This is a genomic window from Agromyces sp. Marseille-Q5079, assembly GCF_051016555.1.
Lineage (GTDB): Bacteria > Actinomycetota > Actinomycetes > Actinomycetales > Microbacteriaceae > Agromyces.
In genome coordinates, this window is record NZ_JBPEJF010000003.1 from 487,902 (window position 1) to 513,271 (window position 25,370).

Genomic DNA, 25,370 nt, shown 5'->3' on the forward strand with positions numbered 1-25,370 from the left:
ACGTCACCGACACCGCACCTCCCGCCAGAGCTCGGCCCAGTCGTCGGCGTCGAGCCGGCCCGGCAGCGCATCGGCCGCCAGCCCGCGCTGGGCGAGCCACCGCCGCGCCGGCGCGGAGGGCAGCGGATGCCGCGTCCGCGCGAGCACCTGCGCGAGCCCGCGCCCGCGGCCCCGGAACACCTCCGCCACCCAGGCCTGGTACGCCCGCTGCTCGACGCTCGGCACGAGCGGCACCGGCCGCCGATGGATCGTGAACAGCCCGCCGTCGACCGACGGCACCGGACGGAACGCCCGCGCCGGAACGCGCCGGTCGAGGCGGAACTCGTACCACGGCATCGACTGGACCGTGAGCTGGCTGGTGCCGCCGACGCCGCACCTGCGACGAGCGGCCTCCCACTGCGTGAGCAGCACGGCGGAGCTCCACGTCGGTTCGGCGAGGAGCTTGCGGAGGATCGCGGTCGTCAGGTGGAACGGGACGTTGCCGACCACGACGTGCTGGTGCGACGGATGCCGCCACGACAGGATGTCGGCCCGCACGACCTGCACCGACCCGGCGAGGTCGCGGCGCAGCACGTCGGCCCGCCGCGGGTCGAGCTCGATCGCCGTGAGCGAGCGGCCGAGGCCGGCGAGTGGACGCGTGAGCGCCCCACCGCCGGCGCCGAGTTCGACGACCGGGCCGGGTTCGGACTCGACGAGCGCGAGGATGCGCCCGATCACCCGGCGATCGACGAGGAAGTTCTGGCCGAGTTCATGCCGGCCTCCGACGGGCGGGCCGGAGGGTCGACGGATGGGGTCGGACGATGAGGGTCTTGGGGTTCGTGGGGTGCGCACTGCTGCTCCGCTGCTGAGGGAATCCTGCAGCCGGGCACGCCGAACGTGCACCGGCCATGGTCAGGGCCGAGGCGGAGAATCGCGGAAGAAGGGCCGGCGCTCCGCCTCAGGCGGTGCGGGGCCGAATGATCATCGCGGTGTGGTTGCACGTCACGGTCGTCGACGATACCGAACGGATCGCGCGGAGTCGAGTGCGCCGGTCATGGCCGGCGGCGTCGTCCGGGGGTGCGCACGGCCATGCGGCATCCGCGGCACGTAGGATCTCCCACATGGAACTGCTCTCGACCGGCATCGCGATCGCCGCGGGCGCCTTCGCGCTCGCGCTGGTCGTCGGCATGACCGTGCGCGCGGTGCGCGCCGAGCGCGGTCAGCGCCTGCGCGCGGCGTTCAGCCCGCTCATGAGCTCGTTCGAGGTGCACCAGGAGCTGCACACGGGGCAGAAGGGCCTGCAGGAGACCGTCATCCAGACGATCCAGGAGCAGTCGACGCATCCGTCGCGCACCGATCGCGACCCCGAGGGCCGCTGAACACATCCGCGTTTCGGCGGTGCGGCCGCCCGCATGACCCCGCGTGACGATCTGGTCGCCCCGTGACACCACCGGATGACTCGTGCCGCCCGCCTCGGTAGCGTGCGCGCATGACACTCATCGAATCCCCCGCCGTGCCCGAGACCTCCGCCGCCGAACGCGCCGAACGGCTCGCCGCAGCCGGCGCCGCGTGGCAGGAACGCATCGCCGCCGACGCCTCGAACGCGCACCTCACCTACCGGGTCTCCGGCACCGGATCCGGCGCCGTGGCGAGCGAGATCACCGCGGGCCGGCACCGTTTCCTCGTCGACGAACCGGCCGCACTCGCCGGCGACGACCTCGCCGCGAGTCCCGTCGAGTTCGCACTCGGTGCGCTCATCTCCTGCCAGATCGTGGTCTACCGGCTCTACGCGAACGCGCTCGGCATCGTCGTCGACGACATCGCGATCGACGCCGAGGGCGACCTCGACGCTCGCAAGCTCTTCGGCATCGACGAGACGGTGCGCGCGGGCTTCAACGCGGTGCGCCTCACCGTGAAGCTCACCGGGCCTGAGAGCGCCGAGCGGTACGACGAGCTGCGACAGGTCGTCGACGCGCACTGCCCCGTGCTCGACCTCTTCGCGAATCCGGTGCCCACCACGGTCGCGCTCGGCTGAGCCTCGGCGGGTGCCCGCGGGCGCTCCCGCGCACTGCGGGGCCCGGCAGGCTCAGCCCTGCTGCGGCTCGAGCGCGCGCGTCACGAGCGAGGCGCCGACGAGCACCGCGCCGAGCACGAGCGAGAGCTCGGCGACGGCGCCGAGGAACGGGACGCCCGACGGTCCGTAGGCGAGGACGGGCATGGCCGAGACGACGAAGCCGATCAGGGCGATGAGCAGCTGCACCGCGAGCCAGACGCCGAGCAGGATGAGGCCCGACCAGAACATCGTGCGGGCGGACAGGCGCGGGGGCAGGGTCGAGGTCTTGAGGCTCACCGGGGAAGCCTACCGGCGCGCCGCCGGTCGACTCGACGATGGCAACCTCGACGGATGCCTTGTAGGTTCAGCGCGAGACGTCGCTATGGCGCCGCATCCACGGCATCCGGGCGGAGCGGATGGAATTCCACGGTGGATGGCAGGTTCACCACAAGGCCAGCATCGGTGAGTGGCCGGGTCCCCGCCCTGTAAGAGGAACGCCTGGCGCTTACCGCGAAACGAGGCTGGCTTGCCACCGGCGGTGTTCGCGTGTGAAGAGCACGGCGAATATCGTCCAAATGCCGATGTCGTCCACGAATCCCAAAGGGCCGAGCACGAGTTCGGGGATCAGATCGATCGGCGCGACCGTGTAGATCACCGCGGCGATCGCACCGACCCATGTCGACAGCGCGACGCGGTGCTCGCGATCCTTGATCGCCTTGAGGAACCTCCACATGCTTCCAGTGTGCGGCACAACGGCGGCGGCTGCGGCAAGTGAGTCCAACTCTTCGCTGCGCGTGCAGAACGGGATCCGCGTGCGGGCGGCGGCCGGAGATCGGTTGGCTCCTCCAGTTCCAGATGATGATCGATTGAATCAGCGAAGCCCAGCGATGCCGCACGGACCAGTGGTACCATATCTGGTACGACTTTGGAGGAAAGATGGCTATCACGACAAGCGAAGCGCGGCGCGATCTCTTCGGCCTGATCGAGCGCGTGAACCTCGACCAAACCGAAGTCGAGATCACGTCGAAGCGAGGCTCGGCGGTGCTCATGTCCAAGGATGAGTACGACGCCCTCATCGAGACGAGTTACCTCCTGCGCTCCCCTGAGAACGCGCGGCGGCTCCTCAGCGCCATGGAGCAGGCCCGAGCAGGCGACGTCGTCGAGCACCATCTCCTCGAACCTTGAGCGACCGGAAGCTGGCCTGGACTGCCGAGGGCTGGGAGGACTATCTCTACTGGCAGACCCAGGATCGTCGAACGCTCAAGCGAATCAACACGATCATCGCCGACACCCTCCGAGACGACCCCTTCGAGGGCATCGGAAAACCGGAGCCCCTCAAGCACGCCCTTGCCGGAGCGTGGTCACGGCGAATCGACGAGGCCAACCGTCTCGTCTACATAGCCGATGAACGGTTTGTCACGATCCTCCAAGCCCGCTATCACTATTGACCGCGCTGTCCCGATCGGAATCGCCAAGGCGAACAACTTCTTCCGAAACTCTGAGGTCGCGAAATGACCACGAGGGTGGACACGAGAAATCTCGTTGGGCGTGAATGCTCGTCCCTTGAACGAGTGCGCTTCGCATTTGCTGACGAACCGATTGAGGATGTCGGTCCGATCATCATCGGTTGGTCCGACGGAACATTTCTGACCATCGATGTGGGCGCCGACTGGACACTCCGCTTGAAGCAAGCTGATTGGCAAGACCCGTATGAGTCGCTCTCCGACGGCGAACGAGCGCGAATACGCCACGAAAACGGTGTCTTCGTCCGTGAGGCCGTGGCGGCTTCGGATCCAATCAACCTGGTCGTCGGGTCTGAACTGACAGCCCTTCGTCGGATAGGAGATGAGGTCGACCAAATAATCGGTGTCGGTCTTTCCTTTGGCTCGTTGGGAATCCGGGCCGAAGCATACGGAGGCGAGCTCGTGGTGACGGCGACGACTACTGCGACGGAGTCCGTACCGCTTGATCCGGACGGGAGGAGGGGCTGATCGCGTTCAGGCTCCTGAACCGTTTCCGGTCGGTCAACACGGCGCTCAAGTCCCGCAAGTGGATCGCTCAACGCATCGGTTTGCGCTGCTCAGGCGTAGCTCTGCGGGCCTACCTCGCGTGAAAGATGGCCAAGGAGCGAACTACGCGAGATCCGCGGAGCGGTGGCCTTGGGCGACTTCATGCGCGCGGATCTCCTCGAGCATTTGCACCAGCCGTGTCAGATCCGCTGGGGCGATCGCGAACATGTTGAGAAGACCACTCCCGAGCGGCTGAAGACTCATCACTCGGGAGTCGTGCAGCGTTATGTGGAGTGAGCGGCTGGAGAGAGCGCCGATACGAGCGCGGCTCGCTTGAACTTCCACAATCGCGGACCAGGGTACGAACGCGATCTTGAAGGGATCAGCTACCGGCCCTTCCCAGATTGAAAGGCCGTCGGCGTCGGCTATGAACGTCCCAGTCATCGGAAGACGACGCGTTTGGGAACCCTGGACCGGGAAGGTTCCGAGAATCAGACGGGCGTCGTCAAGCAGGTTCGCTCCAAAGACGCGCCCGCCTCCTGAGCCTTCCCGATCAGCGACCCTACGATCTCGGGTGGCGCCGATCAGCCGAGACCCACCGCCAACGGCGGCCAAGAGAACGCCGGCGACGCCGGCAGCCCCGATCAGCGTCGCAACGGCCTCCGTCCACGACGGTGCCTGCGGTGCTCGGACAAGTACGACCGCGCTTGAAACTAGGTAGGCGCTTACGGCGAGGATCACGCAGAGTTGGGCCGTCCAAGCCCACCAGAATGGGCGACTTCGCGGCGGAGAGAGAGTCGCACCAGGCACGACGCGATCATATAGGTGCTCGCAAGACAGGCTTCGAAGCGGTTCCGCCCGATAGCCGGTCCCTCAGCGTGCTGAATCTGGCTGCCGCCGACGCGGCCGCGTTGGAACTGACGCGAGCGCTGGTGGTCGGCGATCAGAACTCCCCGGACGGGTGTGCGAGCCGGTCCGCAACCAAGCATTCGGCAGCGAAGGCTGCGCTGGCGGCGACGAGACCAGTACGTGATTGCATGACCCCATAGTCGCGAGGGGACACTGCGCTCCAGAGAATCTGCCCGTATCAGTGTTGCGACTGGGCCATCACGCGGGCACCGTGACCACCACATTGCCCAGCTTCTGGGCCGAAGCGACGTAGCGGTACGCCTGATTGATGTCATCCATCGCGAACGTCTTATCGACGACCGGGCGCAGGTCGCCTGCCGCGAGCAAGTCGCGCACGATTCGAACGTGGGCGCGCGCGTCCGTGGGGATCGGCAACCGGACGCGGTTGTTGCCGAACCAGCGAGTGGAGAGGATCAACCGGAGGTTCTCGCTTCGATGGCCGAAGTCCGTCGTCAGGAACGGCGCGCCTGGCTTGAGGAGTGGCTTGCACAATGAGAATCGACACTTACCGACGGCGTCGATGACGGCATCGAAACACTCGTCGGTCTGAGTGAAGTCCGTAGCGGTGTAGTCGATGACCGAGTTCGCACCGAGCGACGAAACGAGGTCCACACCGCGAGAGTCGCACACCGCGGTTACGGCGGCGCCCCGGTGCCGAAGAAGCTGCACCGCCGCGGAACCGATCGCCCCGCTCGCTCCGTAGACGAGGATGCGGCTGGTGGCGCCGACGTCGAGTTTCTCGAGGATGCTCAACGCGTAGTGGGCGCCTTCGGTCGTGGGGGCGGCGTCCGCGGGGCTCATGCCGCGCGGGATCTTTGCCAATGCCCCAGATTCGGGGAGCGCGAGGAACTGGGCCTGGGTGCCACTGTCGAAGCCGAAGACGGCGTCGCCGACCGCGAACTCGGTGACCTTCGGCCCCACGGACACGACGTACCCTGCGAACTCGGTGCCCATGATCTTCTGGCGGGGTCGCGTCAATCCGGTGATCACCCGCGCGAAACGCGGTATTCCGGCGGCGGTCGCGTGATCCGTTCGATTGACCGTCGTGGCCTCGACACGCACGAGCACCTCGTCATGGCCGGGACGTGGCGAATCGAGGTCGCGGATCTCGAGATCGTGACCATAACGCGAGCACACGACAGCACGCACGAGTCCAACGTACTCAGTGACGGCAGGCGCTGCATCCATGGGCGACATTCAACGGCTGGGCTGTCAGCGCCTAGCAAACGGCCAGCCACCACCTCGGGCATCAGCGTGGCCCCACGCATGCGCTTCCTCCGCACAGAGCGGAATGCGCCGCGGACGGCTGCGCCGAAGAGTGCGCTTCGCGGCGGTGTGGCCGGGAAGCGCTTCGTAGCCATGGAGTCCCGCTGTTGAGGACGAACCGGCGCCCGACTCCTTGAGGGGGATCGTGGCCCTAATGCCGTAGATGAATTCCGTTCGCTCAGCGTGAAGTCAACTCGCCGGGGAACGCACGGCATGTCGACGAGGGCAAGCCCTATAAGCACGCGCCGCGCACGGTCAGCAATGCTCCACTACCCCACCCGCCGTCCGGATGCCGGTCCGCTTGCGCACGACCGAACGCTCGAGTTGCGCGGAGCGTGCGGTGGTGGTTCGATCACGCCGGTGCGGCTACGGTCTTCTCTGCTCGGCTCTCCCGGCGGGTGAGGATGATCGCGAAGATCACGGCGACGATGCCCACGAGGATTCCCACGATGCCGGACAAGCCCCCGGGGGCTGCGAAGGAGGAGAAGTCCCAGAGCGCGTGCAGTGCCATCACGAAGATCAACGTGCCGCTGACACGGCGGAGCAGGTACAGGACGGTGCCGATCAGGAACGTGATGAAGACCTGCGAGATGCCGGGCAGCCCGGTGCCGAAGAGCGTGTTCGGCAGGTGCAGGAGCCCGAAGAGCAGCGTGCTGAAGAACCACACCCCGAGCTCCCCGAACCGGCTCCGCAACGCGACGATCAGCTGCCCTCGGGTGACGAGCTCCTCGTTGAAGCCGACCAGGAGGCTGCCGACCACGAGGAACACCCACATCAGCGGGGTGACGCGGGAGGTATCGCCGAACAGGCCGATCACGGCGAGCAGGGCGAGGATGCCGGGGAAGACCCAGACCCAGGCAGGAAGTCGCTTCTTCGTCTCGAAGAGCGCGGGCCGCCACCATCCGTAGATCGAGACGATGACGATGATCACGACCGAGCCCGCGGCCAGCGGCGCGACGTACCACTTCCAGAGGGTGTCCTCGCTGTCGCCGATGTGGTTGTAGTCGATGCCGTTGAAGATCCAGACGCCGTAGAACACGGCGAGGTACAGCAGGTAGGCGAGGATGCCGAGCCAGACACGGGGCGCGATGCGAAGCGAGCGATCAGCGGTCATGGCCGAACAGTACCCGGGCAGAGTTTCCGTTTCGCCGTTTCTCGAGCGGCAAGTCGAATGGCGGCAACCCGGTCCGAAGCCGGTCGGGCAGCGGGGCGCGACTCGCGAGTCGCTCGTCGATTGAACTCGCCGGGCCCAGTGAACGAGGTGCCCGTTTACCCGGCCCGGTGAAAACGCCCGCGCGGGTGCGCTTACTGCAACGGCACGATCAGGTCTTCGATGGGACCAGACGGCTGCCGAGGATCCGTCGGCTCAATTTGAGCCAATTGGCCGAGCGCCCACGCCCTCCCTCGCGGAATCAGCCATCTTCACGCGACTCCTGAACGTCAGCGCGACCGGCCCACCAGCTCGAGCAGTGCCAGGCCGTAGGCCTCGGCGACATCGGGATGCTCGAACCGCATCCGCGCGCCGTCGAGTTCGGTCTCGACCTCGAAGGCGTCGTCGAGCCGTGTGAGCGAGCGGAACGTCGCGCGCAGCAACTCGCGCAGCTGGTCCTCCCGCGGCAGCCACACCGCGTCGGCGAGTTCGACGGAGTCGAGCGCCCATTCCGTCGTGCCGTTGAAGGCGAGGATCGTGCCGGTCGGGTGGCGGCGCGCCTCGATCGTCATCTCGCTCACGGTGAAGACATCGGCCTCCACCTCGGCCTCGACATCGGAGGGAAGATCGAGTTGGAAGCGGTCACCGGACTCGGGATGCCACACGAGTCCGGCTTCACGGAGGGCGAGCGCGAGCTCCCGGCTGATCATCCCCCCATGGTGCCGTGAATCCGGCGCCGCGACACGCCACGAGCCTCGCGCGCCGCGCGATGCCGGCTCACGGGTTCACGCCCGCTCGGGCGGATGGGCGAGCAGGTCGACGCGCTCGGCCAGGTACCGCTCGAACGGCGCGAGCGCGTCGGGCTGGGTCGGGCTCCAGCGCACGTGCACCTCGCCGTCGCGCACCACGAGCGGGCCGGATGCCGCGTCGCGGGCGAGCTCGCCCAGGTCGACCGGTTGCGTATCGAAGTTCACGGTCTCGCCCTCGGCGAAGCCGCCCTTCACGGCCGCGGCCCGGAGGGCGCGCTGCTCGGCGACCGCCTCGGCGGTAATGCTGCGGCGTGCCGCACGCTCGGCGCGCACGACCCGGCCGGTGCCGTGCAGGCCGCCGCCGTCGTCGATGAGGAGCACGCCGAGACGCCAGACGCTCGCGACGGGGGTCATGCGGGCGGCGCGGGGAATACCGAGCACGCGCCGCTCGGCCACGTACTCCGCGAGCGCCTCCTGACGAGCACCCGCCGCCGCGAGCTCGGCCGCCGCAGCAGCGACGAGGTGCCGCACGACCGCCGCGGCCGGTTCGTACGGGGCCTCGGCGGCCGTCTCCGACGGATCGGGCGCCGGCGCTGCGGCATCCGCTGCGCCCGCGGCATCCGCCCGGCTCGGATCGACGCCTCCGTCGGGGCCGGGATTCGGGGTCATCCCCCAATGCTCTCCCGAAGGCGGCCCCGACGGAAGCGGCTCAGGGGGCGACGCGCCGTCCGGGCGCGACGCCGACGCGGATGTGCTTGCCGCTCGCGGCCTCGACGAGCGCCTGGTCGAGCATCGCCAGCGCGTGCGTCGGGCCGACCATCTCGTCGAGCGGCAGGATCCGCCACGACCGCTCGAGGAACGCGGTCGCCATCTCGAGGTGGCGGGCCGTGTAGTTGTGCACGCCCGTGATCGTGAGCAGGCGCCGCACGATCGACTCCGGGTCGACCGTCAGCTCGGTGCCGCCCGAGACGCTGCCGACGAGCACGACGACGCCGCCGGTGGCCACGGTCGCGACGGCCGTGCGCACGCCCGCGGCGGACCCGGACGCCTCGATCGCGACGAGCACCTCGCGGGGCGCCTCGTCGTCGCCGGCGAGTCCGGCGAGCACGGCGTCGAGCCGGTCGGGTGCTCCGGCGCGGGCGCGCGGGTCGACGGTGTGCGCGCCCAGGCGTCGGGCGAACGCCCGGCGCGCGGCGTCGGGCTCGGACACGATCACGATCGCGCCGGCCTCGGCCGCGATGACGGCGGCGGACAGCCCGATCATGCCGCCGCCGGTGATGAGCACGACGGCGTCCTCGAGGTCGACACGAGCGGATGCCGCGTCGAGGGCCGCGACGGCCGTCGCGGTCGCGCACGAGGCCGGCGCCGCGACCGCGGCGGGCACGGCGTCGTCGATGCGGACGGTCGCGGTTCCGGCGCGGAGCTGGACGTGGGTCGCGAACCCGCCGGAGAGCTCCCACCCGCGGTGCACGCGCTCGTGGCCGTACTTGGCGAGCGCGCGGCACTTCTGCGTGAGGCCGCGTGCGCAGCGGTCGCACTCGCCGCAGCTGACGGTGACCGACCAGACGACTCGGTCGCCGAGTTCGAGCGGGCTACCGTCGGAACGCACGGCCCCGGGGCCGAGGGCGACGACGCGACCCACCTGCTCGTGCCCGAGCACGAGCGGGGTCGGCGCGGGACGATGCCCGAGCACGGTGTGCACGTCGGAGCCGCAGACGGTGGCGAGTTCGACCTCGACGAGGGCCTCGCCGTCGGCGAGGTGCACCCCGGGCACGGCGAGCGCCTCGAGGGGTCGTCCGGGCTCGTTCCAGACCATGGCGACGGGCGAGGGCCGAACGAGGACGTCGGTGTCGGTCAGCCTGGCGACGGTGTGCATCGACATGCGCGCCTACTCGGAGCCGTCGGTGCCGGAGTCGGCACGGTCGAGGCCGACGCTCGCGACGCGCGCGAGGCCGAGCAGCATCGGGAGCTGGCCGATGTGGTCGATGACCTCGTCAGCGCCGGCAGCTTCGAGCGCCTCGCGGTCGTGGGCGCCGGTGAGCACGCCGACCACGAGTCCGGCGCCCGCGTTCACGCCCGACTCGATGTCGCTCACGGTGTCGCCGACGACGACCATCGCCTCGACCGAGTCGGTCCGGGTGCGCAGCAGCGCGGTGAGGGCCATGTCGGGCGCGGGGCGGCCGCGACCGGCGTCGGCGGGCGAGAGCAGCACGTCGGCGACGTCGTGCCATCCGAGCGCGTCGATGATCGCGTCGCGCGTCACGGGGGCGAAGCCCGTCGTGAGGGCGACGGATGCGCCGGCGGCGCGCAGTTGCTCGATGACGGTGCGCGCGCCGGGGATCTCGGCCACGCCGACCACGCCGACCAGTTCGGCGTAGGCGCCCTCGAACTCGGCGTTCGCACGCTCGGCGGCAGCGACGTCGCCGTCGGCGAGGGCGGTGAAGACCTCGATCTTGGACTGGCCCATGGTGTCGCGCACGTACTGCAGGGCCTCGTCGAACTCGTCGCCGGTCGCGATGCCGCTGCGCTCGGCCGCGAGCGCGAACGCCCGCTCGACGAGCCCGTCGTCGGAGACGGTGGTGCCGGCCATGTCGAGCACGATGAGCTCGATGAGCACCTCGCCGTCCTCCTCGTCGTCGTCCTCGTCGAGGAAGTCCTCCTCGAGGTCGTCGTCGAGGTCCCACGCCTCGCCGCGCGCGGATTCGAGGTCCTCGTCCCGTCGCTCGATCACGTCGAGGGCGTCGAGCCCGTCGACGTCGGCGAGGACTCCGGATGCGGTGTTCGGGTGGTCGGTGCTCATGATGCGCCTCTCTGCAGGGTGGTCGTGGTGGTGGCATCGGTGATGGTGGAGAGCACATGCTCGGCGAGGCCGAGTCCGGTGGTCATGCCGATGCCGGTGGTCGCGGCGGCGAGGTGGACGCCCGGCTCGACCTCCTCGATGAGGAAGTCGTCGGGCCCGCTCGCGTAGACGCCCTGCCAGCGCTCGAGCACGCGCGGCTGCTCGATGCCGAAGAGGTCGCGCGCGACCTCGACGAGCGCCTCGAAGGCGATCTCGGACTGGAACGGCGCCACGGTCGCGCCCCGGTAGTGCGTGTCGCCCACGATGAGCGAGCCGTCGGGGAGCTGCGTGTACATCTGGTTGAGGTCGAGGGCGGCGAGCGCGGGGTACTCGGCATGGAGCCGGTCCCGGAGGGCGGATGCCGCGCCGGTGCCGGCGAACCCGCTGTAGCGCACGAGCGACCAGCCGGTGAGCAGCGGCGCCGCCAGCGGCATCCGCAGGTCGGGGGCCGCGACCCGCATCATGTCGAGACCGCAGCGCACGATGCCGCGCTGCTCCGCGAGTTCGGGGTAGATCTGGTCGAGGTCGTGGTTGGCCGCCACGACGATGGCGCCCGCGTCGATCGGGCCGCGACTCGTCTCGACGCGACCGGGTCGCACGCCGGTCGCGCTCGTGCGCAGGCGGAACTCGACGCCCGCGCGCGCCAGGTGCGCGGTGATCGCGCCGACGGCCTGCCGCGGGTCGGCCTGCAGGTCGCGCGGGAGGAACGCCCCGCCGACCGCGACACCGCGGGCCAGCGGCATCCGCGCCTCGGCCTCGTCGGCGTCGAGGAGCTCGACCTCGCCGGCGCGTCCGATCGCGAATTCCTCGAGCAGCGCGAGCTCGTCCTCGTGGCGGGCGGCGACGAGCGTGCCCGATTCGCGCAGCCACACGCCCGCGTCGCGGGCCAGCTCGATCCATCGCTCCCGGGCGACGTTCGCGAAGGCGCGGGCGAGGCCCGACTGCGGCGTGATGCAGAGGTGCCCGAAGTTGCGGATGGAGGCGCCGGACGCCTCGCTGCCCCGCTCGACGACGACGACGCTGAGGCCGCGGCGACGCGCGGCGAGGGCGGTGCCCAGGCCGACGATGCCGCCGCCGACGACCACCACGTCGAACGATCCGCGCCGTGCCCCGCTCATCGGAACACCCGCCGCATCCACACCGCGATGCCCTCGACGATGAGCACGGTCACGAGGATCATGAACACGATCGACGTGACGACCTGGTAGTTCGACCCCTGCCCGGCGTTCAGCAGGTAGTAGCCGATGCCGCCGCCGCCGACGATGCCGAGGATCGTCGCCGCGCGGATGTTGGTGTCGAGCAGGTAGAAGCTGTGGCCGATGAGCGCCCGCGTGCCCTGCGGCACGGTCGCGGACGCGTAGACCTGCGAGCGGCTCGCCCCGGTCGCCCGCACGGCGCGCTCGGGGCCGGCCGAGACCTCCTCGAGCGAGTCGGCGATGAGCTTGCCGAGCAGCCCGATGCCGCCGAACGCGAGGGCGAGCGTGCCTGCCTGGGCGCCGAGGCCGGTGATGACGATGAGCACGATCGCGAGGATCAGCTCGGGGATGCCGCGGACCACGAGCAGCAGCAGCCGGAACGAGCCCCGCACCGTGCCGTTCGGGGCCACGTTGCGAGCCGCGAGTGAGCCGACGACGACCGACACGATGACCGCGAGCAGGGTCGCGGCGAGCGCGATCATGACCGTCTCGCCCATCGCCGTGAACATGGTCTCGGCGTCGTAGTTGCCGAAGTTCGGCGGCCAGAATTGCACGGCGATCGCGGGGACCTTGGCCCAGAAGGTGACGAGGTCGCCCCACTGGATGTCGCACACGGCGACGCTCGCGACGATCACCGCGACGGCGATCCAGCCCCACGCGGTGTTGCGGATGCGGGTGGCGGTCCACGGGCGGCGGAGGGCGGCCTCGAGCTCGGCCGTCGACGAGGGTTCGATCGGCGAGGGGCGCTGCGCCGCGGCATCCGCTCGGCTCGAAGCATCGGACGGTGTACGGCGGGCCCGGGCGTTCGCGACGCCGCGGACGACCCGGTCGCCGAGTCCGCGCCCGGTGGGCGCGGTTCCGAGCATCGCCTTTCGGATCACGCTCGAGACGATCTCCATGACCACGCAGAGCACGAACATGACGACCGCGATGCCGAGGCCCTCGGAGTAGTTCAGCGACTTGAACGCGAACGACATCTCCATGCCGAGGCCGACGATGCCGACGTAGCCGAGCACGACCGAGCCGCGCAGGTTGATGTCGTTGCGGTGCAGCACCGTGGCCACCCACGACGGGAGCACCTGGGGCAGGATGCCGCTCGTGAACTCCTGCAGCTTGGAGCCGCCCGCGGCACGGATCGCGAGGCGCGGTCCCTCGTCGACCTGCTCGATGGCGTCGGCGAAGAGCTTGGAGATCATGCCGATCGAGTGGATCCCGATGGCGAGGATGCCGGGCAGCGCGCCGATCGTGAACATGAGCACGAACACCATCGCGAGCACGACGTCGGGGATGGCCCGGGTGAGCACGGTGATGAACCGGCCGAACGCCTGCCAGCCGCGACCCGGAGTCGTGTTGGAGGCGGCGAGGTACGCGACCGGCACGGAGATGACGGCGGCGAGGAGGGTTCCGCTGATGACGATGCCGAGCGTGAGCGCCGTGAGCTCCACGAGCTCGGCGGCCGGCGGGAACTCGATGCCGCCGACGCGTTCGAAGAAGCGCTCGGCGTTGCCCCAGCTCTCGAGGAGCGCGGGGATCGAGATGCCCGACTCGGCGATCGCGTACACGGCGACGCCGACGATCGCGAGCAGGGTCAGCGTGGCGGCGACGCGCTCCGGCGAGACGGCGCGCTTCGGCGCGCGCTCCAGCAGGGAGTCGGCGTCCGAGCGAGGCGGCGCATCCCCTCGGGGCTGCGGCTCGGCGAGCACGGCGGGCATCAGTGCACCGGTTCCGCGACGGATGCGGCATCCGCCAACTCGGTCTCGATGGCGGAGAGCTCCGAGGTGGAGGTGACGACCTTGCCGTAGATCTCCATGACCTCGGCCTTGGTCAGGCCCGAGGCGGGCGTGTCGAGCACGACCTCGCCGTGGCGGAGGCCGACGATGCGGTCGCCCCACGAGAGTGCGAGGTCGACCTGGTGCAGGCTGCAGACGACCGTGAGGCCGGCGTCGAGGGCGATCTCGCGGATGAGGGCCATGACCTGCGCGCTCGACTCGGGGTCGAGGGAGGCGACGGGCTCGTCGGCGAGCAGGATCTCGGGCTCCTGCATGAGCGCCCGCGCGATCGCGACGCGCTGCTGCTGCCCGCCCGAGAGCGTGTCGGCGCGCTGGTAGGCGCGGTCGAGCAGCCCGACGCGGTCGAGGTGCCCGAGGGCGGCGAGCTTCAGCCGCCTTGGGTAGGACCAGAGTCCGAGGCGGGGCCCGCGGAGTTCGGCGAGCGCGCCGGTCAGCACGTTCTCGAGCACCGTCAGCGACGGCACGAGCTCGAACTGCTGGAACACGAACCCCACGCGGCCGCGCAGGGCCCGGAGGCGCCGCCCGGCGAGGGACGGCACCTCCAGGCCGAGCACGCGCACGGAACCGGACGTGGGCGTCTCGAGGCCGTCGAGGTGCCGGAGCAGCGTCGACTTGCCGGAGCCCGAGCGACCGAGCAGCACGACGATCTCGCCGCGGTCGACCCTCAGGGCGGCATCCCCCAACGCCACCGTGTCGCCGAACCGCTTCGTGAGGCCCTCGACCTCGATGACGGATGTCTCGCTCATGTCTCTCTCCTGTGGATTCCGTGCGCCCGACCCGGCGGGATCCGCCGGGTCGGGCCGTTCAGGACGTCAGCCCCGGCCGGGCGTCAGCCCTGGCACTGCTCCGCGTTCGTCTTCTCGCAGATGTCGCGGATGGTGTCGTAGTAGGCGTCGTCGACGGGCGACGTCGCGTAGAACACGCTGCGGAATCCGTCGGAGTCGGCCGAGTCGATGCCCGAGGCGATGATGTCGTCGATGCTGACCTCGCCGAGGATGCCGGTGAGCTGCGTCTTCAGCTCCTCGGGGAGCGTGTCGGAGACGACGATCGGGGCACCGGGGACCATGGTCTCGGCGATGACCTTCACCTTGTCGCTCTTGGCGACCTCGCTGTCCTCGGCGAAGCCGGCGTCGCACTCGACGCCCTCGCCGACCTTGGTCACCGAGACGTCGTGCTTGCCCGCGAAGACCGGCGTGACGTCGGTCTCGGGGTCGATGCCCTCTTCGAGCAGGTTGTACGACGGGAACAGGTAGCCCGACGTCGAGGACGGGTCGACGAAGCAGACCTTCTTGCCCTCGAAGCCGGCGAGGTCGGTGATGTCGCTGCCCGTCGGCACGATCGCCTGCGAGTAGTAGCCGGGCTCCTGGCCCTCGGCCGTGATGATCGAGGAGACGGGCGTGATCGCGGCGCCGTTGTTCTTCGCCGTGACGTAGGTGAAGCCCGAGAACGAGGCGACGTCGATCTTGCCCGCGACGGCGGCCTCGATGAGCGCCGCGTAGTCGGTCGACTCGTGGTACTCGACGGTCTTGCCGGTCTCCTGGGCGATGTAGTCCATGAGCGGCTGGTAGTTGGTCTCGGTGTCGACCGAGTCGGGCACGACGCCGAACACGATGGTGTTCTCGTCGACCGCGAAGGTGCCTTCGGCGGCGCCGGACGTCGGCTCGTCGGAGTTGGCGCTCGCCGAGGAGCAGGCCGCGAGGCCGACGGTGAGGAGCGCGGCAGCGGCGATCGCGGCCATGCCCTTGGGGGTGAATCGCATCGGAAACCTTTCGTGGAGTGCGCCTGGTGCGACGCATGCTGTGTGTTCCGGTGGTTCACGTTAAGCAGGGGGCGCCAACACCGAGGGGCACGGTGGTAACCGGCAGGTGAACCGCTGACGGCGGACCTGCGCGCCTGTTCGGTCAGGTCCGCCGGCGGGGGCACGGGCGGGCCTCGTTCCGCCGGGTCCTCCCGCTCGCTTCCCTCGGACTTCACCCGTCGTTCACTCGCGGAGGCGAGACTTCCCCTCGTGCCGGAGACGAAGTTCCGCGACATCGCCGACCTCCTGGCGACCGAGTTCGGCGACCTCCCTCCCGGTACGAAGGTCGCCGGCGAGCACGAGATCGCCGAGCGGTTCGGCGTCGGCCGGGCGGCCGCTCGCGCGGCGCTCCAGGAGCTGGCGCGGCGGATGCTCGTGCGCCGGGTCAAGGGCGGCGGCACCTACACGGCGAAGCGCATCGACTACGTGATCTCCTCCGGGCGCGCACCCTCGTGGAGCCGCACCGTGCGGGAGGCCGGATCGGTGCCCCGGAGCGTGGTGCGCTCGTGCGAGGCGGTCGACATGCCGGCCGACGTCGCCGAGCGGCTGGGCCGGGCCACCGGCGAGCCCTGCTTCCGGCTCCGCCGGCGCTCGTTCACCGACGGGCTGCCCGCGTCGTGGGGCGACGAGTGGGTGCCGGTCGACGTGCTGCCGCAGCTTGCTACGGCGATCCGCCACGAGTCGTCGCTGCACGAGATCCTCCGCCAGATGGCCGGCGCCGAACCCGAGCGGGCCTCGTCCAGGGCGAGCATCGAGGTGGCCACCGACGAGGTCGCCGAGGAACTGGAGTGCACGCCGGGCGACCCGGTCTGGCTCGTCGAGAGCGTCAACCGGGATGCGATCTCGGGGCGCCTGCTGTGCTTCACGCAGCGCTGGATCCGCTCCGACGCAATGCGGGTGCGCTTCGAGCTCGTCGCGCCGGCCCCAGGCGACCGCCGATGACCACGACGACGCCGACGGCAGAGCCCGCCTCGCAGCAGCGGGCGGATGCCGCGGCGTGGCCGCTCGGGGCCCCTCCCGAGGACTTCACGCTCGGCCATGTCACGGCCGTGCTCCCCGACGCGGTGCTCGAGGACGCGCGGATCGTCGTGCGCTCGGGCCGCATCGCCGAGGTGTCGCGGCATCCGCCCGGGTTCCGGCCCGACGTCGACGGACGCGGCGCGTTCTGCGTGCCGGGCCTCGTCGACGTGCACAGCGACGCCCTCGCGCGCGAACTCCGGCCCCGGCCGGGGGCCTCCGTTCCCGTCGGGTTCGCGCTCGCCGCGCTCGAGGGGCGCCTGGACGCCGCCGGCATCACGACGGCGTTCCACGGGATCGCCTTCCAGGCGCGCAGCGCCGTCGGCCTGCCGATCGGATCCCCCGGCGCGGCGGAGCTCGTGGCCGACCTCGAGGCCCAGGCTCCGACACGCGCGCAGGCGCCGCGCATCCTGCACCGACTCGACGTTCGCTGCCCCTCCGGCATCGCCGCGTTCGAGGCCCGACTCGCGAGCCGCCCCGACGAGGTGCTGGTCGTCTCGCACGAGGACCACACGCCGGGGCAGGGGCAGTACGCCGATCCGGCGTCGATGCGGCGCTGGCTCGTCGAGGGCGAGCGGCTCGACGAGGCGCAGGCGTCGGCCCACGTCGAGTGGTGGCGCGACTCGCGCGACGAGCGGATCGGGCTCCGCGATCGCACGCTCGACCGGCTCGGCGAGCTCGCCCGTGCGGGCCGCATCCGCCTGTTCGGCCACGACCCCGAGACGCCCGCCGACGCCGACGGGCTCGCCGCGCGCGGGGCCGCGGTCGCGGAGTTCCCGACGACCCTCGCGGCGGCGGCGCGGGCGCGCGAGCTCGGGCTGCTCGTCGTCGCGGGGGCGCCGAACGTGGTGCGGGGCGGCTCGCACGCCGGCAACGTCTCGGCCGGCGAGCTCATCGCCGCCGGCCTCGTCGACGCGCTGGCCTCGGACTACCTGCCCTCGGCCCAGCTCGCGGCCGCCTTCCTGCTCGCGCGCGACGGCCGGTGCACGCTCCCCCGCGCGATCGGCCTCGTCACGAGCGGCCCGGCGAGGGCGGTCGGCCTTGCCGACCGGGGCGCGCTGCGGCCGGGGCTGCGCGCCGACCTGGTCCTCGTCGACACCACCGGGGCCTGGCCGCGCGTGCTCGCGAGCCTGCGGCGACCGGATGCCGCGGCCGGCAACGCGGATCGAGCGCCGGACGCCGACGCGGCTAGCCGCGCCTGATGCGCCCGGGGCCGAGCGCGGCGCCGAGCCCGATCACGATGATGCCCACGACGAGGTACCCGTAGCGGGCCGTGAGCACGCCGAGGAGGGCGAGCGCGGCCCCGACGACCACGACGATGCGCGACAGGAGCCGGCGCACCCGGGGACGCTTGAGGAACGGCGCCCGGGCCGGGTCGGACCCGCTCATCCGCCGATGGGGAATGCGCGCCCCGTCGCCCCCTCGGCGAAGGCCCAGAACCGCTCGCCGACCGCGGGCTTCGTGGTCACGCGCGCGGGCGTCTGCAGCCTCGGCTCGCCGCGCGTCAGGTATCGGGGGCCCCAGAACTGCCCGCCCGTGACATCCGGTGCGGTGAGCGCGTGCAGGCTCACCTCGGCGCCGCGGTGCTTGCCCTGCGCCCAGGCCCCCTGAAGCGCGTCGGCGAAGCGGTCGCCGCGACCGGGCTCGTTCACGCCCGGCACGGTGGGGGTTCGGCCCCTGATGGAGTAGCCGGGGTGCGCCACGACGCTCGAGACGGCGACGCCGGCCGCCCGCAGGCGCCGGTCGAGCTCGAACGCGAACGCCTGCGTCGCGATCTTCGACTGCGCGTACGCCCGCCACGAGTCGTACGAGCGCGTGAGCTGCAGGTCGTCGAGGCGGAACGTCGAGAGCCGGGTCGACAGCGACCCGAGCGAGACGATGCGGGCGCCGAGCGTGAGGTGCGGCAGCAGCCGGCCCAGCAGGGTGAAGTGCCCGAGCACGTTCGTGGCGAGCACGAGCTCGTCGCCGTCGACCGAGACCTCGCGCGACTTCGGCGTGTGCACCATGCCCGCATTCGCGACGATGCCGTCGAGCGGCGCCTCGGCGAGCAGGGTCTCGGCCCCGGCCAGCACCGAGCGCTGCGACGAGAGGTCGATGACGAGCGAGGCGACGGATGCCGCGGGCCGCACACTGCGGATCGCCGACGTCGCAGCATCGAGTCGCTCGGCGCTGCGCCCGACGAGCACGACGTGCGCGCCGGCGGCCGCGAGCCTCGCAGCGGTGAAGAACCCCAGCCCGGCGTTGGCGCCCGTGACGAGGAATCGATGACCCGCCTGCGGCGGCAGCGCGAGCGGGTACCAGCTCATGAGCCGGCGGGACCTGCCGTGTCCTTCGTGCCCGCGATCTCCTCGTGGTGCTGGATCACCTCGGCCACGACGAAGTTGAACCACTTCTCGGCGAACGCCGGGTCGAGGTGGGCGTCGATCGCGAGGTCGCGCAGGCGCGCGATCTGGCGCTTCTCCCGGTCGGGATCGGTGGGCGGCAGCCCGTGCGTCGCCTTCAGGCGGCCGACCTTCTGCGTGAACTTGAACCGTTCGGCGAGCAGGTGGATGAGGGCCGCGTCGATGTTGTCGATGCTCGATCGGATGCCGAGCAGCTCGGACATCGCGGCATCCCGTTCGTCGATGGGCCCATCAGTCATGCCTCGACCCTACCCGCGCTCGGACTCCCTGAAAGCCCTATCCGGCCGCCGGGCTCGCAGCTCGCTCGAGCACCGGCTTCGTCACGGCGAGGCCGATCCAGACGATGCCGACGCCGGCGGCGAGCACGGCGACGACCGTGAGCAGCGAGAGCGGGGCGATGATGAGCGAGATGCCCGTGAGCGGCAGCAGCACGACGGCCGCGATGACGGCCGAGCCGATCGTGGTGATGAGCAGCGGCGACATGACCGAGCGCCGGCGGGCGGCATCCATCGTCGTGATCGGCATGCCCAGCATGTCGAGGCTGCGGTAGAGGTCGGCGCGGTCGAGCGTGGCCGCGGCCTGGTTCACCCCGACCGAGCAGGCGACCATGAGGAACGAGCCCACGACGGTGATGACGATGCCGGTGCGGATGTCCTCGAGCAGCATCCGCGACGCGGCGTCGCCGCCCGTGCCGGCCGCGTCGAGGAGTCCGACGCCGACCCCCGCGAACACGGCCATGAAGCTCGTCATCGCGACGCCGCCGACCTGACGCCAGGCGACCTTGGGCGACTCGAGCACCGATCGTGCCGAGAGCAGGCGCGCCGGGGTCTTGGCGCGCCTGGCCTGCCCCGTCGCCACGAGGCGGAGCACCCACGGCCCCACGAGGTTCAGCACGGCGAGCGTGCCGCCGAAGGCGATCGCGAGCATCGCCATGAGTACGAGCGCGGCCTGCGCCACGCCGATCGCGCTCGTGATGGCGTACCCGAGTGCGACGACCGCGACGCCGACGACCACGCGCACCCAGTGCAGGCGCGGCGCGTCCTGCCGGGTGCGCACGCCGAGCGGCGAGATGACCACCTGGCGCAGGCCCAGCACGGCGCTGACCGCGGCGAGCGCGGCGATCGCGAACGGCGCGGCGACGAGCACGAACCAGGGCAGCACGACCTCGGCCGTGCCGAGCGCCTCGCCGCGGAAGTGGATGAGCCCGATCGCCGGGGCGAGCAGGAGCGAGCCGAGCACACCGGCCACGGCACCGGCGAAGGCGAGGGCGGATGCCTCGAGCACGGCCAGCGTGCGCACGGTCGACGGGGTGGCGCCGAGCAGCCGCAGGGTCGCGAGCCGGTCGTCGCGGCGGCGCGCGGAGAGCCGGGCTGCGGCCCCGCCCAGCGAGACCAGCGGGACCACGAGCAGCACGAGGGCGATGACCGCGAGGATCTGGTACAGCACCGCACTGTCGTCGGTCCACGTGAAGAACGTCTGCGCACCGCCGGCGACCGTGGCGAGCAGGGCGGTGACCACGCCGAACGCGACGACGGGCAGCACGGTGGCGGCGGCGCCGCCGGTGCCGGGCCGGGCGAGCAGCCAGGCGACGCGGGCGATCATGCCGCCACCTCGGCCTCGGGAGACTGGCGCCGCCGCTCGCCCACGATGCGGCCGTCGCGCATGTCGACGATGCGGGAGCAGCGGGCCGCGACCTCCGCGTCGTGCGTCACGACCACGAGCGTGCGCCCCTGTCCGGTGGTGGAGTCGAGCAGGGCCGTCATGACCTCTGCGCTCGTCTGCGAGTCGAGGGCGCCGGTCGGCTCGTCGGCGAAGACCACGATCGCGCCGGTGACCTGTGCGCGGGCGATCGCCACGCGCTGCGCCTGCCCGCCCGAGAGCTGGCCGATGCGGCGGTCCTCCATGCCGGCGAGGCCGAGCGCGGCGAGCCAGCCCCGCGCGTACCCCTCGGCGGCGGCCCGCGGCATCCCGTTCAGCATGAGGGCGAGCGCGACGTTCTCGATCGCCGTGAGCTCCGGGATGAGGAGTCCCTGCTGGAAGACGAACCCGAACGCCTCCCGGCGCAGCCGGGAACGTTCGCGCTCGCCGAGCCCGGTGACCATCACCGCCCCGGCGCCGGAACGGAAGCCGACCGTTCCGGTGTCGGGCGCGGTGATGCCGGCGAGGCAGTGCAGCAGCGTCGTCTTGCCGGACCCCGACGCGCCCATGATGGCGAGCGACTCGCCGGTGCGCACCGAGAGGTCGACCCCCGCCAGCGCGATGGTCGATCCGAAGGACTTGCTGAGGCCGGATGCCTCGATCACGTACGAACTCATGCTTCGAGCCTCGCCGTTCCGGCCGGCGCGCGCGTCGGGCTGGGGGATGATCGGCGCGGTCGTCGGGTCAGCCTCGGGATGTACGCGCGGATGCGGCGCGGCATCCGGTCTGGTCGGATGCCGCGCCGCGGTCGGTGCCCGTGGGGTTCGCGCTCCGCGCGGGTCAGGCCACGGGCTTCCAGAGCGACTGCGCGGTGATCCAGCTCGGATCGCCCACGCCCTGGTGCGTCTGCACGGCCTCGTAGACCACGCCGCCGGAGCTCACCCGATCGCCCTTGACGTAGGCGCCGCTCGGATTCCAGGCGGGCGCGGCGCCCGAGCCGGCGGCGGTCGTCACCGAGAACACGGCGCTGTACGCCGACACGTTGCCCGCCGCGTCGACGGCCGCGACGCGGTAGCGATACGCCGTCGAGGCCGTCAGGCCCTGGTCGAGGCGGCTCGTGCCGGCCACCTGCGCGACCTGCGCGAACGCGCCCGTCGCGGTCGCCCGCTCGACGCGGTAGGCCGTGACGCCGCGGTCGTCGGCCGATGCCGTCCACATGAGGTCGACGCTCGACGCGGTCGTCGCCATGCTGTGCACGCCCGTCGGCGCGGTCGGCGCCTGCGTGTCGGGCTGCGAGGCGGCGCCCGTGCTCGTGGAGAGCACCGAGCTCCAGGCCGAGACGTTGCCCGCGGCATCCACCGCGGCCACGCGGTAGCGGTACGCCGTCGAGGCGGCGAGCCCCGTGTCGAGGTGGCTCGTGCCGGTCACCTGGGCGACCTGCGCGAACGCGCCCGTCGCCGTGGCGCGCTCCACCCGGTACCCCGTGACGCCGCGGTCGTCGGTCGAGGCGGTCCAGCCCAGGCCGACGCTCGACGACGAGGTCGACGTGCTCGCGAGTGCCGTCGGCGCGGTCGGGGCCGACGTGTCGGCGGGGCCGCCCGAGCCCGAGATGTTCACGTCGACCACGTTGTAGAACGCGTTGGTCGTGTCCCAGACCTCCCAGACGGCGAGCACGACGTGGTAGCCCGTGTGGTCGCTCGGGATGGTGATGGTGTGCACGGGGTTCGTGTTCGCGGCCGTGTGGTCGTGCGCGACCACCTGGAGCAGCTCGAACGACGAGCGCTTCAGCGGCTCGTTCGGGTTCCAGCCGTTCTTCGTGATGTAGTACCGCCACTGGTCGGTGTTGTGCGGCGCGGTGTACGTCCACCCGAACCGGTGCGGGCCCGGCGCGATCTCGTTCTTCACCCACCTGGTCGCGGTCTGCGCATCGAGCTCGGAGAACTGGGCGATGCCCGCGGAGGCGATCCTGCCGTCGGCCGGCCCGGTCTCGGGGAATCCGCCCGGCGCCTCGAGGCTCTGCGGCTCGTATGCCACCGCGCCCAGTCCGGTGTTGCCCGGCATCACCTGCCGGGCGGTCAGGTCGGAGCCGGAGCCGCCGATCCATCCGTGCGCGAATGCGGGTGCGGCGACCCCGAGCATCGCCATCGCGGTCGCGGTCGCGAGCACGACGAGCACGGTCGGCCTCCGCCGCCGGGAAGTGGTTCGCATCTCTCATCCTCTCCGCGGCGCGTGCGCCGCCTCTGCGAGGCACGGCGCGGTCGCCCTGCCCGACACCGGCACGCTACGCACGGGCGGCTGCGGCGGCATCCGTAGTTCCCGCACCCGGCCTAGGCCGTTCCACGTACACGCGCGACCGCGGCGCGGCATCCGACCCCCACCGGATGCCGCGCCGCGGCCTGTGCACGCCCGTGACCGGGCCCGGGATCAGCGGGGTGTCGCCCGCCGGATCACGAGGTAGCCGCCGATGGCGCAGACCACGGCGAGGCCGAGCACGATCGAGAACCCGCCGACGACGCCGATCGCGCCGAACCAGGTCCAGACGTCGAGCCATGCACCCAGGGCCGTGACGATCGCGATCGCGCCGAGCACGAGCACGATGACCGACCCGACGAGCGTGAGCATGCCCTTCATGCGCCACCGCATGTAGATGGTCGTGACGCCCGCTCCCACGAAGAGCACGAACATCTGCAGGGCGAACGACGTGTAGAAGTCGACCAGCCAGCCGTTCTGCCCGTACCAGAGCGCATCGAACATTCCGGCGCCGATGCCCCAGCCGTTCGTGGCCTTCTCGATCTGCACGAGCGTCGCGATGGCGGCGGCCATCTCGACGGCGACGAACACGAACATCGCGCTCGTGCCGAGCCAGTAGTCGCGGCGGGTGGTGCCGAAGCCGAGCGCGAACGAGAACGTGAACGCGATCGCCTGCACGCCGACGGCGACGAGGTACCACTGCGGCGAGAGCACGGCCCAGCTGTAGCGGAAGCCCTCGAGCACGTCCTCCTGCGGCAGCCCGCCGACGCCCGAGATGATGAGCGCGATCAGCATCGTGACCGCCCAGGCGCCGCCGAGGATGATCCACGGGATGCCGAAGAAGATCGACGGGTTCACGCAGTGCAGGCGGACGATGCGCCAGATCTCGTTGAATCGCGATCGGCCCTCGGTGCGCACGATCGGAGTCGCGGTCACGGTGGTCATGCTGCCTTCTCCTGTTCGGTCGATCCGGTGAGGTCGGTGCCGGTGAGGTGGATGATGAGCTGCTGGAGCGAGACGGGTGCGAGTTCGAGCCCGAGCTCGGCCGCCCTGATGCGTTCGGCCTGGTCGAGCCGACCGTCGACGGTGACGGATGCCAGTCCGCCGATGCCCTCGCGGCCGATGACCGGCCGGTCGGCCGTGAACGCGTCGACCGCGGCGCGGGCCCCGGCGATGGTGGTCGCCGACCCGCGCACCTCCTCGGCGTCGCGGTCGAGGAGGATGCGGCCCTGGTCGATGAGGATCACGTGTTCGAGCAGGTTCGCGACCTCGTCGATCAGGTGGGTCGAGAGCACGATCGTGCGCGGATGCTCGGCGTAGTCCTCGAGCAGGCGGTCGTAGAAGATGTGCCGGGCGACGGCGTCGAGGCCGAGGTACGGCTCGTCGAAGAACGTCAGCGGGGCGCGGCTCGCGAGGCCGACGATGACGCCGACGGCCGAGAGCTGCCCGCGCGAGAGCTTCTTGATGCGGCGCTTGACCGGCAGCCGGAAGTCGGCGACGAGGCGCTCGGCGAACGCGGCATCCCAGTTCTCGAAGAACCAGGGCGCGGCCTTGAAGACGTGCGCCGGCGTGAAGTCCTCGGGGTAGCGCTGCGCCTCGGCGATGAAGCAGAGGCGGCGCAGCACGTCGGCGTGCTCGGCCGGCGCCCGGCCGAACACCTCGAGCTCGCCGGCGTTCGCGAAGAGCTGGCCGGTGAGCAGCTGCATGATGGTCGTCTTGCCGGCGCCGTTGCGGCCGAGGAGGCCGTAGATGCGGTTCTCCTCGAGCGCGAAGTCGACGCCGTCGATGGCGGTGAACGAGCCGTAGCGCTTGGTGAGGCCCTGCGCGCGCACGACGGTGGCGGTCATGATTCGATCCTTTCTGCGCGGATGAGTGCCGCGAGCTGGTCGATGTCGAGGCCGAGCTTCTCGGCTTCGACGATGAGCGGTCTGATGTACGTGTCGGCGAACTCGGCCCGCCGCCGATCGATGAGGCGCGATCTCGCGCCGATGGTGACGAACATGCCGATGCCCCTTCTTTTCTCGACGATGCCGTCGTCGACGAGCCGGTTCACGCCGCGGAGCGCGGTGGCCGGGTTGATGCGGTGGAAGGTCGCGAACTCGTTGATCGACGGGATCTGCGCCCCTTCGGGGAGCGTGCCCTCGATGATGTCGTTCTCGACCTGCTCGGTGATCTGGATGAAGATCGGTCGCGATTCGTCCATGCCGCCGCCCTGCTTGGTTCATTGGTTAGTTACTTCACCAACTAACCAACCACGTCGAACGGCGGCTGTCAACCCTCCCGCGCACATCCGCGCACCGTCTCCTCGACCCCGCTCTGTCGCCG

The 25,370-nt window shown here is 71.0% G+C and carries 30 protein-coding genes; 7 read left to right on the forward strand and 23 right to left on the reverse strand.

Translation table 11 applies throughout. From position 1 onward, the window contains the following. Positions 1-3: 3 nt before the first annotated feature. Positions 4-789, reverse strand: a complete 786-nt coding sequence (gene erm, locus ACR3IO_RS09725) for a 23S ribosomal RNA methyltransferase Erm (RefSeq protein WP_434071177.1) — start codon at positions 787-789, stop codon at positions 4-6. A 311-nt stretch (positions 790-1,100) separates the two neighbouring features. Here erm and ACR3IO_RS09730 point away from each other — a divergent pair, with 311 nt between their 5' ends. Further along, entirely contained in the window at positions 1,101-1,358 is a 258-nt protein-coding gene (locus tag ACR3IO_RS09730) for a hypothetical protein (protein ID WP_434070989.1), read from the forward strand. Between the two features lie 110 nt (positions 1,359-1,468). Then, positions 1,469-2,014, forward strand: a complete 546-nt coding sequence (locus ACR3IO_RS09735) for an OsmC family protein (protein WP_434070990.1) — start codon at positions 1,469-1,471, stop codon at positions 2,012-2,014. Positions 2,015-2,065: 51 nt separating this feature from the next. Here ACR3IO_RS09735 and ACR3IO_RS09740 read toward each other — a convergent pair whose 3' ends face one another. Together ACR3IO_RS09740 and ACR3IO_RS09745 are read right to left on the reverse strand one after the other, a co-directional pair. Beyond that, entirely contained in the window at positions 2,066-2,329 is a 264-nt protein-coding gene (locus ACR3IO_RS09740) for a hypothetical protein (RefSeq protein ID WP_434070991.1), read from the reverse strand. 208 nt (positions 2,330-2,537) lie between these two features. Beyond that, positions 2,538-2,765 (reverse strand): YkvA family protein, encoded by a 228-nt coding sequence (locus ACR3IO_RS09745; protein ID WP_434070992.1) that lies wholly within the window; start codon positions 2,763-2,765, stop codon positions 2,538-2,540. A gap of 203 nt (positions 2,766-2,968) precedes the next feature. On the opposite strand from ACR3IO_RS09745, the gene ACR3IO_RS09750 reads away from it, so the two are divergent. The 3 genes from ACR3IO_RS09750 to ACR3IO_RS09760 all read left to right on the forward strand — a co-directional run bounded on the left by ACR3IO_RS09750 (position 2,969) and on the right by ACR3IO_RS09760 (position 4,023). Then, on the forward strand, positions 2,969-3,217 hold the full coding sequence (locus ACR3IO_RS09750; protein ID WP_434070993.1) for a type II toxin-antitoxin system Phd/YefM family antitoxin: 249 nt from the start codon (positions 2,969-2,971) through the stop codon (positions 3,215-3,217). Further along, the gene (locus ACR3IO_RS09755; protein ID WP_434070994.1) at positions 3,214-3,480 is read left to right on the forward strand and encodes a Txe/YoeB family addiction module toxin; all 267 of its coding nucleotides are present in this window, start codon (positions 3,214-3,216) and stop codon (positions 3,478-3,480) included. Before ACR3IO_RS09750 ends, ACR3IO_RS09755 begins: the two co-directional genes overlap by 4 nt. A 63-nt stretch (positions 3,481-3,543) precedes the next feature. Continuing rightward, positions 3,544-4,023, forward strand: coding sequence for a hypothetical protein (locus ACR3IO_RS09760; protein WP_434070995.1), 480 nt, complete (start codon positions 3,544-3,546; stop codon positions 4,021-4,023). 141 nt (positions 4,024-4,164) lie between these two features. On the opposite strand, the gene ACR3IO_RS09765 is transcribed toward ACR3IO_RS09760, so the two are convergent. The 11 genes from ACR3IO_RS09765 to ACR3IO_RS09815 all read right to left on the reverse strand — a co-directional run bounded on the left by ACR3IO_RS09765 (position 4,165) and on the right by ACR3IO_RS09815 (position 15,699). Further along, positions 4,165-4,782 (reverse strand): hypothetical protein, encoded by a 618-nt coding sequence (locus ACR3IO_RS09765; RefSeq protein WP_434070996.1) that lies wholly within the window; start codon positions 4,780-4,782, stop codon positions 4,165-4,167. Between the two features lie 366 nt (positions 4,783-5,148). Further along, a complete protein-coding gene (locus ACR3IO_RS09770; protein ID WP_434070997.1) occupies positions 5,149-6,138 on the reverse strand; it encodes an NAD(P)-dependent alcohol dehydrogenase in 990 nt (329 codons plus the stop codon). Positions 6,139-6,568: 430 nt separating this feature from the next. Beyond that, complete coding sequence (locus ACR3IO_RS09775) at positions 6,569-7,330, reverse strand: lysostaphin resistance A-like protein (RefSeq protein WP_434070998.1); 762 nt, start codon at positions 7,328-7,330, stop codon at positions 6,569-6,571. Between the two features lie 326 nt (positions 7,331-7,656). Continuing rightward, on the reverse strand, positions 7,657-8,076 hold the full coding sequence (locus ACR3IO_RS09780; RefSeq protein WP_434070999.1) for a pilus assembly protein CpaE: 420 nt from the start codon (positions 8,074-8,076) through the stop codon (positions 7,657-7,659). A 75-nt stretch (positions 8,077-8,151) separates the two neighbouring features. Then, complete coding sequence (locus tag ACR3IO_RS09785; protein WP_434071000.1) at positions 8,152-8,784, reverse strand: hypothetical protein; 633 nt, start codon at positions 8,782-8,784, stop codon at positions 8,152-8,154. Positions 8,785-8,824: 40 nt separating this feature from the next. Then, entirely contained in the window at positions 8,825-9,997 is a 1,173-nt protein-coding gene (locus tag ACR3IO_RS09790) for an alcohol dehydrogenase catalytic domain-containing protein (protein WP_434071001.1), read from the reverse strand. 6 nt (positions 9,998-10,003) lie between these two features. After that, entirely contained in the window at positions 10,004-10,915 is a 912-nt protein-coding gene (locus ACR3IO_RS09795; protein WP_434071002.1) for a phosphonatase-like hydrolase, read from the reverse strand. Beyond that, positions 10,912-12,072, reverse strand: a complete 1,161-nt coding sequence (locus ACR3IO_RS09800; RefSeq protein WP_434071003.1) for a TIGR03364 family FAD-dependent oxidoreductase — start codon at positions 12,070-12,072, stop codon at positions 10,912-10,914. Before ACR3IO_RS09800 ends, ACR3IO_RS09795 begins: the two co-directional genes overlap by 4 nt. Continuing rightward, positions 12,069-13,862 (reverse strand): phosphonate ABC transporter, permease protein PhnE, encoded by a 1,794-nt coding sequence (gene phnE / locus ACR3IO_RS09805; protein WP_434071004.1) that lies wholly within the window; start codon positions 13,860-13,862, stop codon positions 12,069-12,071. Before phnE ends, ACR3IO_RS09800 begins: the two co-directional genes overlap by 4 nt. Continuing rightward, complete coding sequence (gene phnC, locus ACR3IO_RS09810) at positions 13,862-14,686, reverse strand: phosphonate ABC transporter ATP-binding protein (protein WP_434071005.1); 825 nt, start codon at positions 14,684-14,686, stop codon at positions 13,862-13,864. The genes phnE and phnC overlap by 1 nt, the downstream gene beginning before the upstream one ends. 83 nt (positions 14,687-14,769) lie before the next feature. After that, a complete protein-coding gene (locus ACR3IO_RS09815) occupies positions 14,770-15,699 on the reverse strand; it encodes a phosphate/phosphite/phosphonate ABC transporter substrate-binding protein (RefSeq protein ID WP_434071006.1) in 930 nt (309 codons plus the stop codon). A 249-nt stretch (positions 15,700-15,948) separates the two neighbouring features. Here ACR3IO_RS09815 and ACR3IO_RS09820 point away from each other — a divergent pair, with 249 nt between their 5' ends. Then, a complete protein-coding gene (locus tag ACR3IO_RS09820; protein ID WP_434071007.1) occupies positions 15,949-16,680 on the forward strand; it encodes a GntR family transcriptional regulator in 732 nt (243 codons plus the stop codon). Further along, positions 16,677-17,957 carry an alpha-D-ribose 1-methylphosphonate 5-triphosphate diphosphatase gene (locus ACR3IO_RS09825; protein WP_434071008.1) on the forward strand — a complete coding sequence of 427 codons (1,281 nt, stop codon included), beginning with the start codon at positions 16,677-16,679 and terminating at the stop codon, positions 17,955-17,957. The genes ACR3IO_RS09820 and ACR3IO_RS09825 overlap by 4 nt, the downstream gene beginning before the upstream one ends. Here ACR3IO_RS09825 and ACR3IO_RS09830 read toward each other — a convergent pair. From ACR3IO_RS09830 to ACR3IO_RS09870, 9 genes are all read right to left on the reverse strand, one after another. Then, positions 17,944-18,144, reverse strand: a complete 201-nt coding sequence (locus tag ACR3IO_RS09830) for a hypothetical protein (RefSeq protein WP_434071009.1) — start codon at positions 18,142-18,144, stop codon at positions 17,944-17,946. The genes ACR3IO_RS09825 and ACR3IO_RS09830 overlap by 14 nt on opposite strands. After that, positions 18,141-19,061, reverse strand: coding sequence for an SDR family NAD(P)-dependent oxidoreductase (locus ACR3IO_RS09835; protein ID WP_434071010.1), 921 nt, complete (start codon positions 19,059-19,061; stop codon positions 18,141-18,143). The genes ACR3IO_RS09830 and ACR3IO_RS09835 overlap by 4 nt, the downstream gene beginning before the upstream one ends. Beyond that, entirely contained in the window at positions 19,058-19,396 is a 339-nt protein-coding gene (locus ACR3IO_RS09840; RefSeq protein WP_434071011.1) for a chorismate mutase, read from the reverse strand. The genes ACR3IO_RS09835 and ACR3IO_RS09840 overlap by 4 nt, the downstream gene beginning before the upstream one ends. Before the next feature lie 37 nt (positions 19,397-19,433). Then, the gene (locus ACR3IO_RS09845) at positions 19,434-20,759 is read right to left on the reverse strand and encodes an FtsX-like permease family protein (protein WP_434071012.1); all 1,326 of its coding nucleotides are present in this window, start codon (positions 20,757-20,759) and stop codon (positions 19,434-19,436) included. Beyond that, positions 20,756-21,472, reverse strand: a complete 717-nt coding sequence (locus tag ACR3IO_RS09850) for an ABC transporter ATP-binding protein (protein WP_434071013.1) — start codon at positions 21,470-21,472, stop codon at positions 20,756-20,758. Before ACR3IO_RS09850 ends, ACR3IO_RS09845 begins: the two co-directional genes overlap by 4 nt. A 163-nt stretch (positions 21,473-21,635) precedes the next feature. After that, positions 21,636-23,003, reverse strand: a complete 1,368-nt coding sequence (locus ACR3IO_RS09855; protein ID WP_434071014.1) for a lytic polysaccharide monooxygenase — start codon at positions 23,001-23,003, stop codon at positions 21,636-21,638. 216 nt (positions 23,004-23,219) lie between these two features. After that, on the reverse strand, positions 23,220-23,990 hold the full coding sequence (locus tag ACR3IO_RS09860) for a hypothetical protein (protein ID WP_434071015.1): 771 nt from the start codon (positions 23,988-23,990) through the stop codon (positions 23,220-23,222). Next, positions 23,987-24,892 carry an ABC transporter ATP-binding protein gene (locus ACR3IO_RS09865; RefSeq protein ID WP_434071016.1) on the reverse strand — a complete coding sequence of 302 codons (906 nt, stop codon included), beginning with the start codon at positions 24,890-24,892 and terminating at the stop codon, positions 23,987-23,989. Before ACR3IO_RS09865 ends, ACR3IO_RS09860 begins: the two co-directional genes overlap by 4 nt. Beyond that, on the reverse strand, positions 24,889-25,248 hold the full coding sequence (locus ACR3IO_RS09870; RefSeq protein WP_434071017.1) for a GntR family transcriptional regulator: 360 nt from the start codon (positions 25,246-25,248) through the stop codon (positions 24,889-24,891). Before ACR3IO_RS09870 ends, ACR3IO_RS09865 begins: the two co-directional genes overlap by 4 nt. Positions 25,249-25,370 lie beyond the last annotated feature (122 nt).

Bases quoted from the DNA above. Each gene is read 5' to 3' on its own strand.
- ACR3IO_RS09835 (WP_434071010.1), bottom strand. From the start codon at position 19,061: ATGAGCTGGTACCCGCTCGCGCTGCCGCCGCAGGCGGGTCATCGATTC.
- ACR3IO_RS09760 (WP_434070995.1), top strand. From the start codon at position 3,544: ATGACCACGAGGGTGGACACGAGAAATCTCGTTGGGCGTGAATGCTCG.
- ACR3IO_RS09790 (WP_434071001.1), bottom strand. From the start codon at position 9,997: ATGTCGATGCACACCGTCGCCAGGCTGACCGACACCGACGTCCTCGTT.
- ACR3IO_RS09735 (WP_434070990.1), top strand. From the start codon at position 1,469: ATGACACTCATCGAATCCCCCGCCGTGCCCGAGACCTCCGCCGCCGAA.
- ACR3IO_RS09840 (WP_434071011.1), bottom strand. From the start codon at position 19,396: ATGACTGATGGGCCCATCGACGAACGGGATGCCGCGATGTCCGAGCTG.
- ACR3IO_RS09730 (WP_434070989.1), top strand. From the start codon at position 1,101: ATGGAACTGCTCTCGACCGGCATCGCGATCGCCGCGGGCGCCTTCGCG.
- ACR3IO_RS09775 (WP_434070998.1), bottom strand. From the start codon at position 7,330: ATGACCGCTGATCGCTCGCTTCGCATCGCGCCCCGTGTCTGGCTCGGC.
- ACR3IO_RS09745 (WP_434070992.1), bottom strand. From the start codon at position 2,765: ATGTGGAGGTTCCTCAAGGCGATCAAGGATCGCGAGCACCGCGTCGCG.
- ACR3IO_RS09800 (WP_434071003.1), bottom strand. From the start codon at position 12,072: ATGAGCGGGGCACGGCGCGGATCGTTCGACGTGGTGGTCGTCGGCGGC.
- ACR3IO_RS09860 (WP_434071015.1), bottom strand. From the start codon at position 23,990: ATGACCACCGTGACCGCGACTCCGATCGTGCGCACCGAGGGCCGATCG.
- ACR3IO_RS09850 (WP_434071013.1), bottom strand. From the start codon at position 21,472: ATGAGTTCGTACGTGATCGAGGCATCCGGCCTCAGCAAGTCCTTCGGA.
- ACR3IO_RS09845 (WP_434071012.1), bottom strand. From the start codon at position 20,759: ATGATCGCCCGCGTCGCCTGGCTGCTCGCCCGGCCCGGCACCGGCGGC.
- ACR3IO_RS09865 (WP_434071016.1), bottom strand. From the start codon at position 24,892: ATGACCGCCACCGTCGTGCGCGCGCAGGGCCTCACCAAGCGCTACGGC.
- ACR3IO_RS09750 (WP_434070993.1), top strand. From the start codon at position 2,969: ATGGCTATCACGACAAGCGAAGCGCGGCGCGATCTCTTCGGCCTGATC.
- ACR3IO_RS09780 (WP_434070999.1), bottom strand. From the start codon at position 8,076: ATGATCAGCCGGGAGCTCGCGCTCGCCCTCCGTGAAGCCGGACTCGTG.
- ACR3IO_RS09825 (WP_434071008.1), top strand. From the start codon at position 16,677: ATGACCACGACGACGCCGACGGCAGAGCCCGCCTCGCAGCAGCGGGCG.
- ACR3IO_RS09815 (WP_434071006.1), bottom strand. From the start codon at position 15,699: ATGCGATTCACCCCCAAGGGCATGGCCGCGATCGCCGCTGCCGCGCTC.
- ACR3IO_RS09795 (WP_434071002.1), bottom strand. From the start codon at position 10,915: ATGAGCACCGACCACCCGAACACCGCATCCGGAGTCCTCGCCGACGTC.
- phnE (WP_434071004.1), bottom strand. From the start codon at position 13,862: ATGCCCGCCGTGCTCGCCGAGCCGCAGCCCCGAGGGGATGCGCCGCCT.
- ACR3IO_RS09785 (WP_434071000.1), bottom strand. From the start codon at position 8,784: ATGACCCCGAATCCCGGCCCCGACGGAGGCGTCGATCCGAGCCGGGCG.
- ACR3IO_RS09870 (WP_434071017.1), bottom strand. From the start codon at position 25,248: ATGGACGAATCGCGACCGATCTTCATCCAGATCACCGAGCAGGTCGAG.
- phnC (WP_434071005.1), bottom strand. From the start codon at position 14,686: ATGAGCGAGACATCCGTCATCGAGGTCGAGGGCCTCACGAAGCGGTTC.
- ACR3IO_RS09770 (WP_434070997.1), bottom strand. From the start codon at position 6,138: ATGGATGCAGCGCCTGCCGTCACTGAGTACGTTGGACTCGTGCGTGCT.
- ACR3IO_RS09830 (WP_434071009.1), bottom strand. From the start codon at position 18,144: ATGAGCGGGTCCGACCCGGCCCGGGCGCCGTTCCTCAAGCGTCCCCGG.
- ACR3IO_RS09855 (WP_434071014.1), bottom strand. From the start codon at position 23,003: ATGCGAACCACTTCCCGGCGGCGGAGGCCGACCGTGCTCGTCGTGCTC.